Origin of the sequence: Klebsiella aerogenes KCTC 2190, assembly GCF_000215745.1 — a bacterium.
Classification (GTDB): Bacteria; Pseudomonadota; Gammaproteobacteria; order Enterobacterales; family Enterobacteriaceae; genus Klebsiella; species Klebsiella aerogenes.
The window spans coordinates 109,161-123,358 of sequence record NC_015663.1 but is presented as its reverse complement, the minus strand read 5'-3'; the positions used below and the strand labels follow the sequence as shown (position 1 = coordinate 123,358).

General features: G+C 55.4%; 14 protein-coding genes. 7 read left to right on the top strand and 7 right to left on the bottom strand.

The genetic code is table 11. The annotated features are described in order from the left end of the window. The first annotated feature begins 124 nt into the window (after positions 1-124). A complete protein-coding gene (locus EAE_RS00620; RefSeq protein ID WP_015703154.1) occupies positions 125-1,465 on the top strand; it encodes a glycoside hydrolase family 28 protein in 1,341 nt (446 codons plus the stop codon). Positions 1,466-1,518: 53 nt separating this feature from the next. Here EAE_RS00620 and purN read toward each other — a convergent pair whose 3' ends face one another. Next, positions 1,519-2,160: a phosphoribosylglycinamide formyltransferase gene (purN, locus tag EAE_RS00615; protein ID WP_015370398.1), complete on the bottom strand. Its 642-nt coding sequence runs from the start codon at positions 2,158-2,160 to the stop codon at positions 1,519-1,521. Continuing rightward, positions 2,157-3,194: a phosphoribosylformylglycinamidine cyclo-ligase gene (purM, locus tag EAE_RS00610; protein WP_015703153.1), complete on the bottom strand. Its 1,038-nt coding sequence runs from the start codon at positions 3,192-3,194 to the stop codon at positions 2,157-2,159. The genes purN and purM overlap by 4 nt, the downstream gene beginning before the upstream one ends. Before the next feature lie 249 nt (positions 3,195-3,443). Here purM and EAE_RS00605 point away from each other — a divergent pair, with 249 nt between their 5' ends. From EAE_RS00605 to EAE_RS00590, 4 genes are all read left to right on the top strand, one after another. Further along, the gene (locus tag EAE_RS00605) at positions 3,444-4,874 is read left to right on the top strand and encodes a 6-phospho-beta-glucosidase (RefSeq protein ID WP_015703152.1); all 1,431 of its coding nucleotides are present in this window, start codon (positions 3,444-3,446) and stop codon (positions 4,872-4,874) included. Between the two features lie 196 nt (positions 4,875-5,070). Next, positions 5,071-5,697 carry a uracil phosphoribosyltransferase gene (upp, locus tag EAE_RS00600; protein WP_015370402.1) on the top strand — a complete coding sequence of 209 codons (627 nt, stop codon included), beginning with the start codon at positions 5,071-5,073 and terminating at the stop codon, positions 5,695-5,697. Between the two features lie 96 nt (positions 5,698-5,793). Then, the gene (uraA, locus tag EAE_RS00595) at positions 5,794-7,080 is read left to right on the top strand and encodes a uracil permease (RefSeq protein ID WP_015703151.1); all 1,287 of its coding nucleotides are present in this window, start codon (positions 5,794-5,796) and stop codon (positions 7,078-7,080) included. A gap of 98 nt (positions 7,081-7,178) precedes the next feature. Then, positions 7,179-7,880, top strand: coding sequence for a DnaA inactivator Hda (locus tag EAE_RS00590; protein ID WP_026612247.1), 702 nt, complete (start codon positions 7,179-7,181; stop codon positions 7,878-7,880). Here the strand turns inward: EAE_RS00590 and EAE_RS00585 are convergent. From EAE_RS00585 to bepA, 3 genes are all read right to left on the bottom strand, one after another. After that, on the bottom strand, positions 7,877-8,788 hold the full coding sequence (locus EAE_RS00585) for an Rpn family recombination-promoting nuclease/putative transposase (protein WP_015703150.1): 912 nt from the start codon (positions 8,786-8,788) through the stop codon (positions 7,877-7,879). The two genes, EAE_RS00590 and EAE_RS00585, sit on opposite strands and share 4 nt — an antisense overlap. A gap of 135 nt (positions 8,789-8,923) precedes the next feature. Then, a complete protein-coding gene (arsC, locus tag EAE_RS00580) occupies positions 8,924-9,283 on the bottom strand; it encodes an arsenate reductase (glutaredoxin) (RefSeq protein ID WP_015365459.1) in 360 nt (119 codons plus the stop codon). A 9-nt stretch (positions 9,284-9,292) separates the two neighbouring features. Beyond that, positions 9,293-10,756, bottom strand: coding sequence for a beta-barrel assembly-enhancing protease (bepA, locus tag EAE_RS00575; protein WP_015703149.1), 1,464 nt, complete (start codon positions 10,754-10,756; stop codon positions 9,293-9,295). Between the two features lie 223 nt (positions 10,757-10,979). On the opposite strand from bepA, the gene EAE_RS00570 reads away from it, so the two are divergent. Next, the gene (locus EAE_RS00570; RefSeq protein ID WP_015365461.1) at positions 10,980-12,044 is read left to right on the top strand and encodes an AI-2E family transporter; all 1,065 of its coding nucleotides are present in this window, start codon (positions 10,980-10,982) and stop codon (positions 12,042-12,044) included. Positions 12,045-12,106: 62 nt separating this feature from the next. Here EAE_RS00570 and bcp read toward each other — a convergent pair whose 3' ends face one another. Both bcp and EAE_RS00560 read right to left on the bottom strand, forming a co-directional pair. Then, complete coding sequence (gene bcp, locus EAE_RS00565) at positions 12,107-12,577, bottom strand: thioredoxin-dependent thiol peroxidase (protein WP_015365462.1); 471 nt, start codon at positions 12,575-12,577, stop codon at positions 12,107-12,109. A gap of 3 nt (positions 12,578-12,580) precedes the next feature. Next, positions 12,581-13,150, bottom strand: a complete 570-nt coding sequence (locus tag EAE_RS00560; RefSeq protein WP_015365463.1) for a glycine cleavage system transcriptional repressor — start codon at positions 13,148-13,150, stop codon at positions 12,581-12,583. Between the two features lie 153 nt (positions 13,151-13,303). On the opposite strand from EAE_RS00560, the gene dapA reads away from it, so the two are divergent. Further along, positions 13,304-14,182, top strand: a complete 879-nt coding sequence (gene dapA, locus EAE_RS00555) for a 4-hydroxy-tetrahydrodipicolinate synthase (RefSeq protein WP_015365464.1) — start codon at positions 13,304-13,306, stop codon at positions 14,180-14,182. Positions 14,183-14,198 lie beyond the last annotated feature (16 nt).

Here is a 14,198-nt window from a genome sequence, read left to right as displayed (position 1 = left end):
TGCCCCTGAGCGTGACGGCGAATGTGAAAGGGTACGCAGATATTTCCGCGGTAGCGATTTCGACCCTACGCTGAGGGTGAGAGAGATGGTGAGATAGTCCCCACGTTGATTTCCTGGACATGCTATGAACATTTATCTTTCGCAGCGCCATCCCCATGCGGATGGCGTGACGCCTGATACTGAACTCTTTCAACAGGCGCTGGACGAACTGGCGCAGGCGGGCGGCGGCCGGTTGGTGGTTGATTGCGGCAGGTACGCGCTCGGCGGTTTACGGATAGGCTCGAACACCTGTTTGTGGCTGTCGCCGGGCGCCGAGCTTATCGTTAGCGAAAACTATGATGACTTTGCTCAGGCGACGGCGCTGAGCCGGGCGGAATCTTCAGATCGGGCCTTTCTGTATGCTGTGGATGCGCAGAATATTACTATCTGCGGAGGCGGCGAGATTTACGGCAGCGCTGATGGCTGGTTTTCCCGTGGCGTTGACGCCATGGGTTACCGCACGCCAGCCGCGGCGCGTCCGCGGATCATTTTGCTGGAAAATTGCCGTCGCGTCCGGCTGGAGAATATCACCGTACGGCATGCCCCGATGTGGACAATCCATCTGGTCTCCTGCGCGGGCGTGGTGGTTGACGGCGTTACCGTCGACAATGATTTGACGATGGCCAATACCGATGCGCTGGATATCGACAGCTGCCAGCAGGTCCATATCGCCAATAGCTATTTCAGCGCGGCGGATGATGCCATCTGTCTGAAGACCACCGATAAACCTGAGCGCATCCAGCGACCGTTGCGTCAGGTAACCATCGTTAACTGCACGCTGCGCTCGAAAAGCTGCGCCTTTAAAATCGGTACTGAAACCTGGCAGGATATTGAAGATGTGCTGGTGAGTAACTGCACTATCTTTGACTCCAATCGCGGCATTGGCCTGATATCCCGCGACGGCGGGCGGCTACGGCGGATGATTTTTAGCAGCATTGCTTTTGATTGCGTGAGCGCGCCGGCCTGTCATTGGGGCGAGGCGGACCCTGTTTTCCTTTCCGCGCGCCGTCGCGATCCGGCGATTGAACCCGGCGAAATCTCACAGATCCAGTTCCGCGGGCTGGTTGGCGAGTGCGAAGGCGCGATAAACCTGCATAGTGAAACGCCAGGTCAGATCCGGCGCATTCTGTTTGACGGCGTGCAGCTCACCCAGAAGCTGAACCTGGCAGCGGAGCAGGGGCTTTATGATATCCGCCCGCCGTGCAATCCGATGTCGCCGACCGGGATGGGGATTGATAACGCCTGGTGTTTGAATCCGCAAAGCGGCCGAGTTTGGGGTGTCGAGCCTTATCCCGGCGGTTTGCCGGTACTGTACGCCAACGGCGTAGCGGGTCTGACACTGCGCGAATTTGATTATCAGCGCCCGATACCATTACCGGCAGCCTGGAACCCTAACGCGCTATGTCTGGAAAACGGCGATAATTAGCGAGGAAATAAGAGAGGAAGGTGCCCCGGCGATTGCTCCGGGGCAGGTCGAACTTATTCTTCGGCGGCATAGCCCTGCGGCGGCAGCTTGCGATTATCCAGCCACGCAGAGTTAGCTTCCATACGCAGGCGGCCATCAACAAACCAGCTCACCACCAGCGGATAGATATCGTGCTCCTGCGCCTGAACGCGGGCGGTAACGTCATCTTCGCTGTCTTCCGGAAATACCGGCACCCGAGCCTGTAAGATCACCGGCCCGCCATCGAGTTCGTCGGTGACGAAATGCACCGAGGTGCCATGTTCCTCATCACCATTTTCCAGCGCCTGGCGATGAGTATGCAGCCCTGGATATTTCGGCAGCAGAGAAGGATGGATATTCAGCAAGCGCCCCTGATAGTGGCCAACAAACGCTGGGCTAAGGATACGCATGTAGCCCGCCAGCACCACCAGATCGGGTTGGAAGACATCGATTTGCTGCATCAGCTCGCGGTCGAAGGCTTCGCGGCTATCAAACGCTTTCGGCGAGAGCGCAAAGGCCGGAATACCGGCCTCACGGGCGCGCTCAAGGCCGAATGCTTCGGCCTTATTGCTGAATACCGCACGCAGGGTGCCGTTGATTTGCTTCCGGGCGCAGGCATCAATAATCGCCTGTAAATTACTGCCGTTACCGGAAATCAGCACCACAATGTTTTTCATTCAATGACCACGCGTTGTTCGGCATCGGATGCCTTGATGTAACCGATTTTCCAGGCGTTTTCACCCTGCTCGTTCAGCAGGGTGATGGCTTTATCCGCCTCGGCTGCCGGCAGCGCGACCAGCATGCCGACGCCGCAGTTAAAGGTGCGGTACATTTCGTGGCTGCTGACATTACCGGCGGTTTGCAGCCAGTTGAAGACTTCCGGCCACTGCCAGGAGGACTCGTCGATTACCGCCTGGGTGTTGTCCGGCAGTACGCGCGGAATATTTTCCCAGAAGCCGCCGCCGGTCAGGTGGGCGATGGCGTGGACGTCGACGTTGGCAATCAGATTCAGAATCGATTTGACATAGATGCGGGTCGGCGCCAGCAGGTGGTCGGCCAGCGGTTTGCCGTTGAGGTCGGTGGTCTGCGGATCAACGCCGCTGACTTCGATAATCTTACGCACCAGCGAGTAGCCGTTAGAGTGCGGGCCGCTGGAGGCAAGCGCGACCAGGACGTCGCCGTCAGCCACTTTGCTGCCGTCGATGATTTCTGATTTTTCTACCACGCCGACGCAGAAACCGGCCACGTCGTAATCTTCACCATGGTACATACCCGGCATCTCTGCCGTTTCGCCGCCAACCAGCGCGCAGCCGGACTGTAAGCAGCCTTCGGCGATGCCGCTGATCACGCTTGCCGCAGTATCCACGTCCAGTTTACCGGTCGCGTAGTAGTCGAGGAAAAACAGCGGCTCGGCGCCCTGAACTACGAGGTCATTGACGCACATAGCGACCAGATCGATACCGATAGTGTCGTGACGTTTAAGGTCCATCGCCAGACGCAGCTTGGTGCCGACGCCGTCGGTACCGGAGACCAGTACCGGTTCGCGGTACTTCTGCGGCAGAGCGCACAGCGCGCCGAATCCGCCCAGTCCGCCCATCACTTCCGGGCGACGGGTTTTCTTCACCACGCCCTTAATACGGTCGACGAGAGCGTTGCCTGCATCAATATCCACGCCGGCATCTTTATAGCTGAGAGAGGTTTTATCGGTCACTGCGAAGTCTCCACGCGTTTGCGGTAGCAAGAAAAATCGGCGCAATTCTAACAGGGAAAGCAAACGTTTGCGAGCCTGCTTTACACTCGATTTAAAACGGCTAACAGATGAGCAAATTTGATACTGTTCACGAAAATGAAACCGGGTACAGTCTTCTGCTTGCCTCGCCTTTAATGAATGATCATTATGCCAATGAAACCGGTTTCTGTTTGGTGAAAAGCGCATAACGATCGTCTATAGGGAGAGTATATGTCCGGATTCAAAGAAGGTTTTCTGTGGGGCGGCGCGGTAGCGGCGCATCAGCTTGAGGGCGGCTGGCAAGAAGGAGGGAAGGGGATTAGCGTCGCTGACGTGATGACCGCAGGCGCCCATGGGGTGCCGCGAACGATCACCGACGGCGTACTGCCTGGTCATAACTATCCCAACCATGAGGCAATTGATTTTTATCATCGTTATAAAGAAGACGTAGCGCTGTTTGCCGAACTGGGATTTAAGTGTTTCCGTACTTCAATTGCCTGGACGCGCATTTTTCCGCGGGGCGATGAGCTGGAGCCCAATGAGGCGGGCCTGCAATTCTATGACGATCTGTTCGACGAGTGCCTGAAATATGGCATCGAACCGGTGATCACGCTCTCCCATTTTGAAATGCCTTACCACCTGGTGACTGAATACGGCGGCTGGCGCAACCGTAAACTCATTGATTTCTTTGTCCGCTTCGCGAAGGTGGTGTTTACCCGCTATCAGCACAAAGTGAAGTACTGGATGACCTTTAACGAGATCAACAACCAGGCCAACTTCCATGAAGATTTCGCCCCCTTTACCAACTCCGGCCTGAAGTATCAGCCCGGAGAAGACCGTGAGCCGGTGATGTTTCAGGCCGCCCATTATGAACTGGTGGCCAGCGCGCTGGCGGTAAAGGCGGCACGTGAGATTAATTCGGACCTGCAGATTGGCTGTATGATCGCGATGTGTCCAATCTATCCGCTCACCTGCGCGCCGGACGACATCATGATGGCGATGAACGCTATGCATCGTCGTTACTGGTTTACCGATGTGCACGTGCGTGGCCGCTATCCGCAGCATCTGCTCAACTACTTCGCGCGCCGCGGTTTTACGCTGGATATCACCGACGCCGATCGCCTGGCGTTAAAAGAGGGTTGCGTCGACTATATTGGTTTTAGCTACTACATGTCCTTCGCCACCAAAGCGACTGACGATAATCCACACCTGGATTACGACGAAAGTACCAGCCTGGTCTCCAACCCGTACGTCAAGAAATCGGATTGGGGCTGGCAGATTGACCCGGTTGGTCTGCGCTACTCGCTCAACTGGTTCTGGGATCACTATCAGTTGCCGCTGTTTATCGTTGAGAATGGCTTTGGCGCCATTGACGTGCGTGAAGCTGACGGCAGCGTGGATGACCAGTATCGTATCGAGTATCTCAGTGCCCATATTGCCGAAATGAAAAAAGCGGTAGTGGAGGATGGCGTAGATCTGATGGGGTATACCCCGTGGGGCTGTATCGATCTGGTCTCCGCCGGTACCGGCGAGATGAAAAAACGCTATGGATTTATCTTTGTCGATAAAGATAACGACGGTCGCGGCACGTTGGCCCGCAGCCGTAAAAAATCCTTTGCCTGGTATCAGCAGGTTATTGCCAGTAACGGCGAAAATCTGTAATCGCCAACTAGCATAGCCTTGTCAAAGATAAAGGCCGAAGGGGAACCTCCGGCTTTTTTTGTTTGTTTTATAATGTGTAACAATCCATAAATCACTTTGTTTGATATACGTCAAGCAAGATGGGTATGGCGCAATCCGCAAAAAGCGGTATAATCCCGCGATTTTTTTTGTGGCTGCCCCTCAGAGGAGAAAGAGAATGAAGATCGTGGAAGTGAAACATCCACTCGTCAAACACAAGCTGGGCCTGATGCGTGAGCATGACATCAGTACTAAACGCTTCCGTGAACTCGCCTCAGAGGTTGGTAGCTTACTGACCTACGAAGCAACCGCCGATCTCGCTACCGAGCGTGTCACTATCGAAGGCTGGAACGGTCCGGTCGAAGTTGAGCAGATCAAAGGTAAGAAAATTACCGTAGTGCCTATCCTGCGTGCCGGTCTGGGGATGATGGAAGGCGTGCTGGAGCACGTGCCGAGCGCGCGTATCAGCGTGGTTGGTATCTACCGTGATGAAGAAACGCTGGAGCCGGTTCCTTACTTCCAGAAGCTGGTTTCTAACATTGACGAGCGTATGGCGCTGGTGGTTGACCCGATGCTGGCAACTGGCGGTTCGATGATCGCAACTATCGACCTGCTGAAAAAAGCGGGCTGCTCGAGCATTAAGGTGCTGGTGCTGGTGGCGGCGCCGGAAGGCATTGCCGCGCTGGAGAAAGCGCATCCTGACGTCGAGCTGTACACCGCGTCCGTCGACCAGGGCCTCAATGAGCACGGATACATTATTCCAGGCCTCGGCGATGCCGGCGATAAGATTTTCGGTACCAAATAAATGATGAAGTGATAAAAAGCCGACTTTGAGAGTCGGCTTTTTTTTGAATAAATCACGCCCACAACAAATAACAAACGACTCTCAGAGGATAACATTATGACGCGCCGTGCAATCGGGGTGAGTGAAAGACCGCCGCTTTTACAGACAATCCCGCTTAGTTTGCAACATCTGTTCGCCATGTTTGGCGCAACGGTTCTGGTGCCTATCCTGTTCCACATTAACCCGGCTACCGTACTGCTGTTTAACGGCATCGGTACGCTGTTGTACCTCCTTATCTGTAAAGGCAAAATTCCGGCCTATCTGGGGTCGAGCTTCGCCTTTATCTCCCCGGTGCTGCTGCTGTTGCCGCTGGGTTATGAAGTAGCGCTCGGCGGTTTCATTATGTGCGGCGTCCTGTTCTGCATCGTCTCCTTTATTGTCAAAAAAGCCGGTACCGGCTGGCTGGATGTGATGTTCCCGCCGGCGGCGATGGGCGCCATCGTGGCGGTTATCGGTCTGGAACTGGCGGGTGTGGCGGCGAACATGGCCGGGCTGCTGCCGGCTGACGGCCAATCGCCCGACAGCAAAACCATTATTATTTCGATGGTGACGCTGGCGGTGACGGTTTTTGGTTCCGTACTGTTCCGCGGCTTCCTGGCGATTATCCCGATTCTTATCGGCGTGCTGGTAGGCTATGCGCTCTCCTTCGTGATGGGTGTGGTCGATACGACGCCTATCGCCGAAGCGCACTGGTTTGCACTGCCGACCTTCTACACCCCGCGCTTTGAGTGGTTTGCCATTTTCACTATTTTGCCTGCCGCGCTGGTGGTGATCGCCGAGCACGTGGGGCACCTGGTGGTGACTGCCAATATCGTTAAACGCGATCTGATCCGCGATCCGGGTCTGCACCGCTCGATGTTCGCCAACGGGCTGTCGACGATTGTCTCCGGTTTCTTTGGCTCAACGCCAAACACCACCTATGGTGAAAATATCGGCGTGATGGCGATTACCCGCGTATACAGTACCTGGGTTATTGGCGGCGCGGCGATTATTGCGATTCTGCTCTCCTGCGTCGGCAAGCTGGCGGCGGCGATTCAGATTATCCCGGTACCGGTGATGGGCGGCGTTTCTCTGCTGCTGTACGGGGTGATCGGCGCATCCGGTATCCGCGTGCTGATCGAATCAAAAGTCGATTACAGCAAAGCGCAGAACCTGATTCTGACCTCAGTTATTCTGATTATCGGCGTGAGCGGCGCGAAGGTGCATATTGGCGCGGCGGAGCTGAAAGGCATGGCGCTGGCGACGATCGTCGGTATCTGTCTGAGCCTGATCTTTAAACTGATCAGCGTTCTGCGTCCGGAAGAAGTGGTGCTGGACGCCGCGGATAGCGAAGAAGCGAAATAACGATCCTGATACCGGGCAGCGATCCTGCCCGGTTCTCTCCGGACCTAAAACTGTGTTAAACTCTTCGCGTTTTTCTGTAAGCCTATGTTGAGGTCCATCTGAACGCTCCGGCACAGCTCTCTTTGCCACTGTATCTTCCTGACGACGAAACGTTCGCGAGTTTCTGGCCGGGTGATAATCCTTCCCTACTTGCCGCTCTGCAGAACGTGTTGCGGCAGGAACACAGCGGATACATCTATATCTGGTCTCGTGAAGGCGCGGGGCGTAGCCACCTTTTGCATGCCGCCTGCGCTGAGCTATCCCAGCGTGGCGATGCCGTCGGCTACGTGCCGTTGGATAAGCGCACGTGGTTCGTGCCGGAAGTGCTGGACGGCATGGAGCAACTGGCGCTGGTGTGCATCGATAACATCGAGTGCGTGGCAGGGGACGAGCCCTGGGAGATGGCTATCTTTAATCTCTATAACCGTATTCTCGAATCAGGTAAAACCCGCCTGCTGATCACCGGCGATTGCCCGCCGCGGCAGCTGCATCTCGGCTTGCCGGATCTCGCCTCGCGCCTTGACTGGGGGCAAATCTATAAGCTGCAGCCGCTGTCGGATGAAGATAAGCTGCAGGCGCTGCAGTTGCGCGCCAGACTGCGCGGTTTCGAGATGCCGGAAGATGTCTGTCGATTCCTGCTCAAGCGGCTGGATAGAGAAATGCGCTCGCTGTTTATGACGCTCGATCAGCTCGATCACGCATCGATTACCGCCCAACGAAAACTGACGATCCCATTTGTTAAAGAGATCCTGAAGCTTTAAGCCGAAAGCGACGCCAGTTCCTGCTCTGCCAGCCCGGTTAGCTGCGCCACCAGCGCGGGGGCGAGACCGCTACGTAACATCGCGGCGGCGATACGCTGTGCTTCTTCTTTCCGGCCTTCTTGCCGGCCCTGAAGCAAACCGCGCTCCAGCCCTTGCTGCTCGAGATATTCTGCAATAGTCATCAGCGTCTCCTTATGTTGCGGCGTCCGGCGCGCCAACTCACGAATAAACTTTATCGGTTCGCGGCTATTTCCCGCGAGCACCAGGTAGTGCATTAGCGCATGCACCTGTGTTTGCGTGGCTAATCCAGTCAATAATAATTCGCTCAGCTTGTCGAGTAACTGCGCCAGATCGCGTTGTCGAATATGTTTTTGCAGTAATTCCAGCGTTGCCATACGTTGATGAGTGGCGATTTCATCATCCGGTATGACGGTGATATCCGCCAGTGGAAATTCGCCGTGGTAGAGCGTGGTCGCCAGCTCCGGCGCGGCAAACTCATCCAGCCAGCGCATTGAAAACGGATAGGGCGTCACCAGGCCGTGATAGAAAAGCACCGGGATCACCAGCGGAAGTTTTTCGTGTCCGGCATCAAGGTGGCGCTGCATGACGGCGACGGCGTAGCGCATCAGGCGAAAGGCCATATGTCGGTCGGGGCTACTTTGATGTTCGATTAGCGCGTAAATATAGCCGTCGCCCGCAGTGGTTTGCAGCGAGTAGAGAATATCGGAATAGTAAGGTCTGAGATCTTCTTCGATAAAATTACCTGATTCTAAATGTAGCGTGCGCAGATCGCAGATCTCCTTTAGCGCTTCAGGAAGATACAACCGGAGAAAATCACGCGCGGTATCCGAATGGGAAAGGTAGGTTTTAAATACTGCGTCATGCGGCGTGGAAATAGCTTTTTTCATTGGCAATCCGTCCAGTGGATTCAGGTGACGGACAGACAGTAGCACCACTGTGCGGGCAGGGGGAGTTGGCCTGTATTTTCTGGAAGCGGGCACGAAAAAAATCGCGCCGCGGGCAAGACCGGCGGCGCGTAGGGATTAGCTGACGATTTCCAGTACCTGTTCCGGCGGGCGGCCGATACGCGCCTGGCCGTGGCTGACCACGATGGGCCGTTCGATGAGCTTCGGGTTCTCGACCATGGCCTGAATCAACGCCTCTTCGCTGAGCTGTGGGTCGGCGAGATTGAGCGACTTATACAGATCTTCTTTCTGGCGCATCAGTTCACGGGCGCTGCTCATATTCAGCATTTTCAACAGCTGGCGCAGCGTCGCGGCATCCGGCGGCGTCTCCAGATACAGCACCACTTCAGGGTCGATGCCGTTAGCTTTCAGCAGGCTGAGCGTGTCACGGCTCTTCGAGCAGCGAGGGTTGTGGTAAATTTTTACCGCGTCAGACATGTGGTCTCCTTACATTTTCTGATAGGGGCGGAATCTTTCCTGCAGCTGGCGCAGCTGGTCGATGCGAGCGTCGTAGCGCGCCTGCTGCAAACTGCCCAATTTTACTTGTGAACTGGCGCTGCTCAGCAGCGAGATGGCCTGGTCAAGCCTGCCGGCCAGCGCCATGCCTTCGGCCCGCGCCGCCAGCTCCTGGTCGCGATGACCCAGGGCGCCTTCCGCCTGAGCCAACAGGTCCCAACCGTTGCCGTCATCTTTATTGTTAAAGGTGTAGCGGTTGAGAATGGTCGCGGCTTCCGCCGGCTGCCCGCCCTGCAGATAGGCGTTGGCCAGGTTCAGCTGCAGGACCGGATCGGTGCGGATCTCTTTGGCGTTTTTCAGGCGGTTAATTGCGTCAGTGGTCTTTTTCTGCCCAAGATCGATATCGGTGGCGAGATCCAGATACCAGGGATTTTGTGGGTCGGCGCCGAGCAGCGGCTGGAGCGCTTTGCGCGCCTGATCGTAGTTATTGCTCTCCATGGCCAGTAGCGCGCGGCCATACTGCGCGGCGTGCTGTTCGCGGATGTTCCCTTTTGACCAGGCGTCAAGCAGATCGCTGCCGAGCTTATTTTCCCCGGAGTTATACATACCGAGGGTACGGGCCTTGGCGAGATAGAAATCCGCCGACGACTGAACTACCACCGGGCGCATCTGATTGGCGCGGTTACGGGCGTCGGCCAGACGGCTTTCCGGCAGTGGGTGAGTGAGCAGCATTTCCGGCGGGCGGCTGGAATAGCGGGATTCGTCGAGTAATTTACCCATAAACGCCGGCATCGCCTGCGGATCGAAACCGGAGCGCTGCAGTACCTGAATACCGATGCGGTCGGCTTCTTCTTCGTTCTGACGAGTGAAGCTAATCATCCCCTGCTGGGTGCCGGCCAGGGTGCCGGTTAATGCCGCCATCCCCGCCTGCGGGCTGGCCATCGCCAGCAGAATGGAGCCCAGCGCGCCAACCCAGGTTAGCGGCGCGCTACGTTTTTGGTCTTCCATCGCGCGCGCCAGATGGCGCTGGGTGACGTGGGAGATTTCGTGCGCCATTACCGAGGCAAGCTGGCTTTCGTTATCCGCATAGCGGAACAGCGCCGAGTGCAGCACCACGTTGCCGCCGAAGAAGGCGAAGGCGTTAATCTGATCGTTATTAATCAGATAAAAGTGGAACGGCGTACGTACGGAATTAGCGTGAGCGACCAGGCGCATGCCCAGCCCGTTAATGTATTGCACCAGCAGCGGGTCGTTTATCAGCGGCGCGCTGCCGCGTAGCTGGCGTACGTAGTAATCCCCCATCTGCATTTCCTGACCGATGGAAAGGGTGCTTCCTGCCGAGGTGCCCATATCCGGCAGCGTATCCGCCGAGTCAGCGGCGGCAGGTAATATCGTCCCCAGCGTCAACGACGCGACGGCGGCGGCCACCAGCGTTTTCTTTAACTGCCTGAACATAACCTCTGTCCTGTAATGTGGGTGTGCCAGTTTGACCGGTTGTGCGGCCCAATGTTCCCGTGCCGCAGATTCTGCGAGTTTAGCTGTCGTTGATGGCGTTGAAAATATGATATTCGCACAGTTGTGCAGGTTTGTGTCATCGCCAATAAAAAGCGAAGTCTTTTTTGTGACACTTAGATACAATTCCCAGGATTGTGGCGATTTGCGCTTCAGGGAAGGGTTTATGCTTGAGATGTTAATGCAGTGGTATCGTCGTCGTTTCAGCGACCCGGAAGCGATAGCGCTGCTGGTTATTCTGCTGGCCGGCTTCGGCATTATGTTCTTTTTCAGCGGGCTGCTGGCGCCGCTGCTGGTCGCCATCGTATTGGCCTATCTGCTGGAGTGGCCCACCGTTCGTCTGGAGCGTATCGGCTTGTCGCGAACCTGGGCCACCTCGCTGGTGCTGGTGCTATTTGTCGGTATCTTGCTGTTAATGGCCTTTGTGGTGATGCCGGTGGCCTGGCAACAGGGCATTTATCTCATCCGCGATATGCCTGGTATGCTCAATAAGCTTTCCGATTTCGCCGCCACGCTGCCGCGGCGCTATCCGGCATTGATGGATGCCGGCATCATTGATGCAATGGCCGAAAATATGCGCAGCCGCATGCTGACCGTTGGCGATTCGGTAGTGAAGTATTCGCTCGCCTCGCTGGTCGGCCTGCTGACGCTGGCGGTGTATCTGGTCCTGGTTCCGCTGATGGTTTTCTTCCTGCTGAAAGATAAACAGCAGATGCTCAATGCCGTACGCCGCGTATTACCGCGTAATCGCGGCCTGGCGGGGCAGGTGTGGAAAGAGATGAACCAGCAGATTACCAACTATATCCGCGGCAAGGTGCTGGAGATGATTGTCGTCGGCGTCGCCACCTGGATAGGCTTCATTCTCTTCGGTCTCAACTACTCGCTGCTGCTGGCGGTGCTGGTGGGATTCTCGGTGCTGATTCCGTATATCGGCGCTTTTGTGGTCACCATTCCTGTGGTCGGCGTGGCGTTGTTCCAGTTCGGCGCGGGTACTGAGTTCTGGAGCCTGTTTGCCGTATACCTGATAATTCAGGGGCTGGATGGCAACCTGCTGGTGCCGGTTCTCTTCTCGGAGGCGGTGAATTTACATCCGTTGGTGATTATTCTGTCGGTAGTGATTTTCGGCGGGCTGTGGGGTTTCTGGGGGGTATTCTTCGCGATTCCGCTGGCGACGTTAATCAAGGCGGTGGTTCACGCCTGGCCTGATGGAATGGTTATTGAAGACGAGTGACGCGCTGATTGACGCAAAAAAACGCCGGGCGATTTATTATCCCCGGCGTTTTCATTTAGACGTTATGCGTTTTCTTTCAGCCAGTTCAGCACGACATCGTGGTGATTGCTGGTTTTGAAGTTATCAAACACATGTTCAATCTTGCCGTCAGCATCAATGAGGAAGCTAATACGGTGAATGCCGTCGTAGGTTTTCCCCATAAATGATTTTTCGCCCCAGACGCCGAACTGTTCGCAGACCTGATGATCTTCATCAGACAGCAGCGTAAAGTTCAGCAGCTCTTTTTCGGCAAAACGAGACAGTTTTTCTGGTTTATCAGTGCTGATACCCAGTACTTCGACGCCCGCTTTTTTCAGGTCGTCCATATTATCGCGTAAACCGCACGCTTGTACGGTGCAGCCTGGGGTCATGGCTTTCGGGTAAAAATAAACCAGAACACGCTGTCCCTGGAAGTCGGTTAAATTTACTTCCTCGCCGTCCTGGTCCGGTAAGCTAAATTTCGGTGCGATATCACCGGCTTTCAGTGGGGTCATTGGTTAAACTCCATCCTGTTCATCATGCTGTGAATAATTAACGATGTTAATACTGCCTTGTGCGCTCAGTTCTGTACATAGTGCTTTGAACGCTTGCTCGATATTTGTCGTGTTTTGCGAGGCAGGACTGTGTGCGGTGATTTGAATAAATAGCTGAGCGGCGTCTTTATCTTCTCCCGGTTGCGTACGGGAGACCAGTTCGGCGATATTCATATTCCACGTGTCGCACAGCGCGGTAAAGCGCTCAATGATATGCGGCGAGTCCGGCACCTCTACCTGGATCCAAACCGTATTCGGCATCGCCTGCGGTGGGCGGGCGGAGGTGCGCTTCATTACGATCAGCAAATCCAGCTCGGCTCCTTTTAACGGCAGCGTTGATTCGATCAGGTTAATCGCGTTCCACGAGCCGGAAAGCAGCATTATAAACGTGAACTCGTCGCCGAGCATGGCCAAGCGGCTGTCTTCAATATTGCAGCCGCAGCTGCTGACGTGGCGAGTGATTGTGTTTACGATGCCGGGGCGGTCTGCGCCCAGAGCGGTAATCACCAGATAGTGTTGTAATGAGGCTGTCAAACCTGTTCTTCCTTTAAAAAGGTGAGGTAACATTAGGAAAGCATAAAAAAAACCGGCGTACAACATCCCAGATGGCGTTGGGTCTCTTGCTTTTATTGCAGCACCAAACGTAACATTGAGAATCTTGTCCCACTTCTGCTCTGAGGATGGCCCATGTTCACGGGAAGTATTGTAGCGCTTGTCACGCCGATGGATGATAACGGTAATGTCTGCCGGTCAAGCCTGAAAAAACTGATTGATTACCATGTCGCCAACGGAACCTCGGCGATTGTTTCGGTAGGGACTACCGGCGAATCCGCAACGTTGAGCCATGAAGAGCATGGCGACGTCGTGATGATGACCCTTGAGCTGGCCGATGGCCGCATCCCGGTCATTGCAGGTACCGGTGCAAATGCAACCGCAGAGGCGATTAGCCTGACCAAACGTTTCAACGATAGCGGCGTTGTCGGCTGCCTGACGGTCACTCCTTATTATAACCGTCCGACCCAGGAAGGCCTGTTCCAACACTTTAAAGCTATCGCTGAACATACTGACCTGCCGCAAATTCTGTATAATGTGCCGTCCCGTACCGGTTGCGATATGCTGCCGGAAACCGTTGGCCGCCTGGCGGAAATTAAAAATATTGTCGGTATTAAGGAAGCAACAGGGAACTTAAGTCGCGTTCACCAGATCAAAGAGCTGGTTTCAGATGACTTTATTCTGCTGAGCGGCGATGACGCAACCGGCATGGACTTTATCCAGCTCGGCGGCGTCGGCGTCATTTCCGTCACGGCGAACGTCGCCGCCCGTGAAATGGCCGACATGTGCCGACTGGCGATGGCGGGGCAATTCGCGGAAGCTCGCGCGATTAACCAGCGTCTGATGCCGCTGCATACAAAATTATTTGTCGAACCCAACCCGATCCCAGTCAAATGGGCTTGTAAGGCGTTGGGACTTGTAGCGACCGACACGCTGCGCCTGCCAATGACGCCGATTACCGAAGCGGGTACGAAAGCGGTTACCGCAGCGCTGAAGCATGCCGGTTTGCTGTAGAGTTTAGGGAGATTTG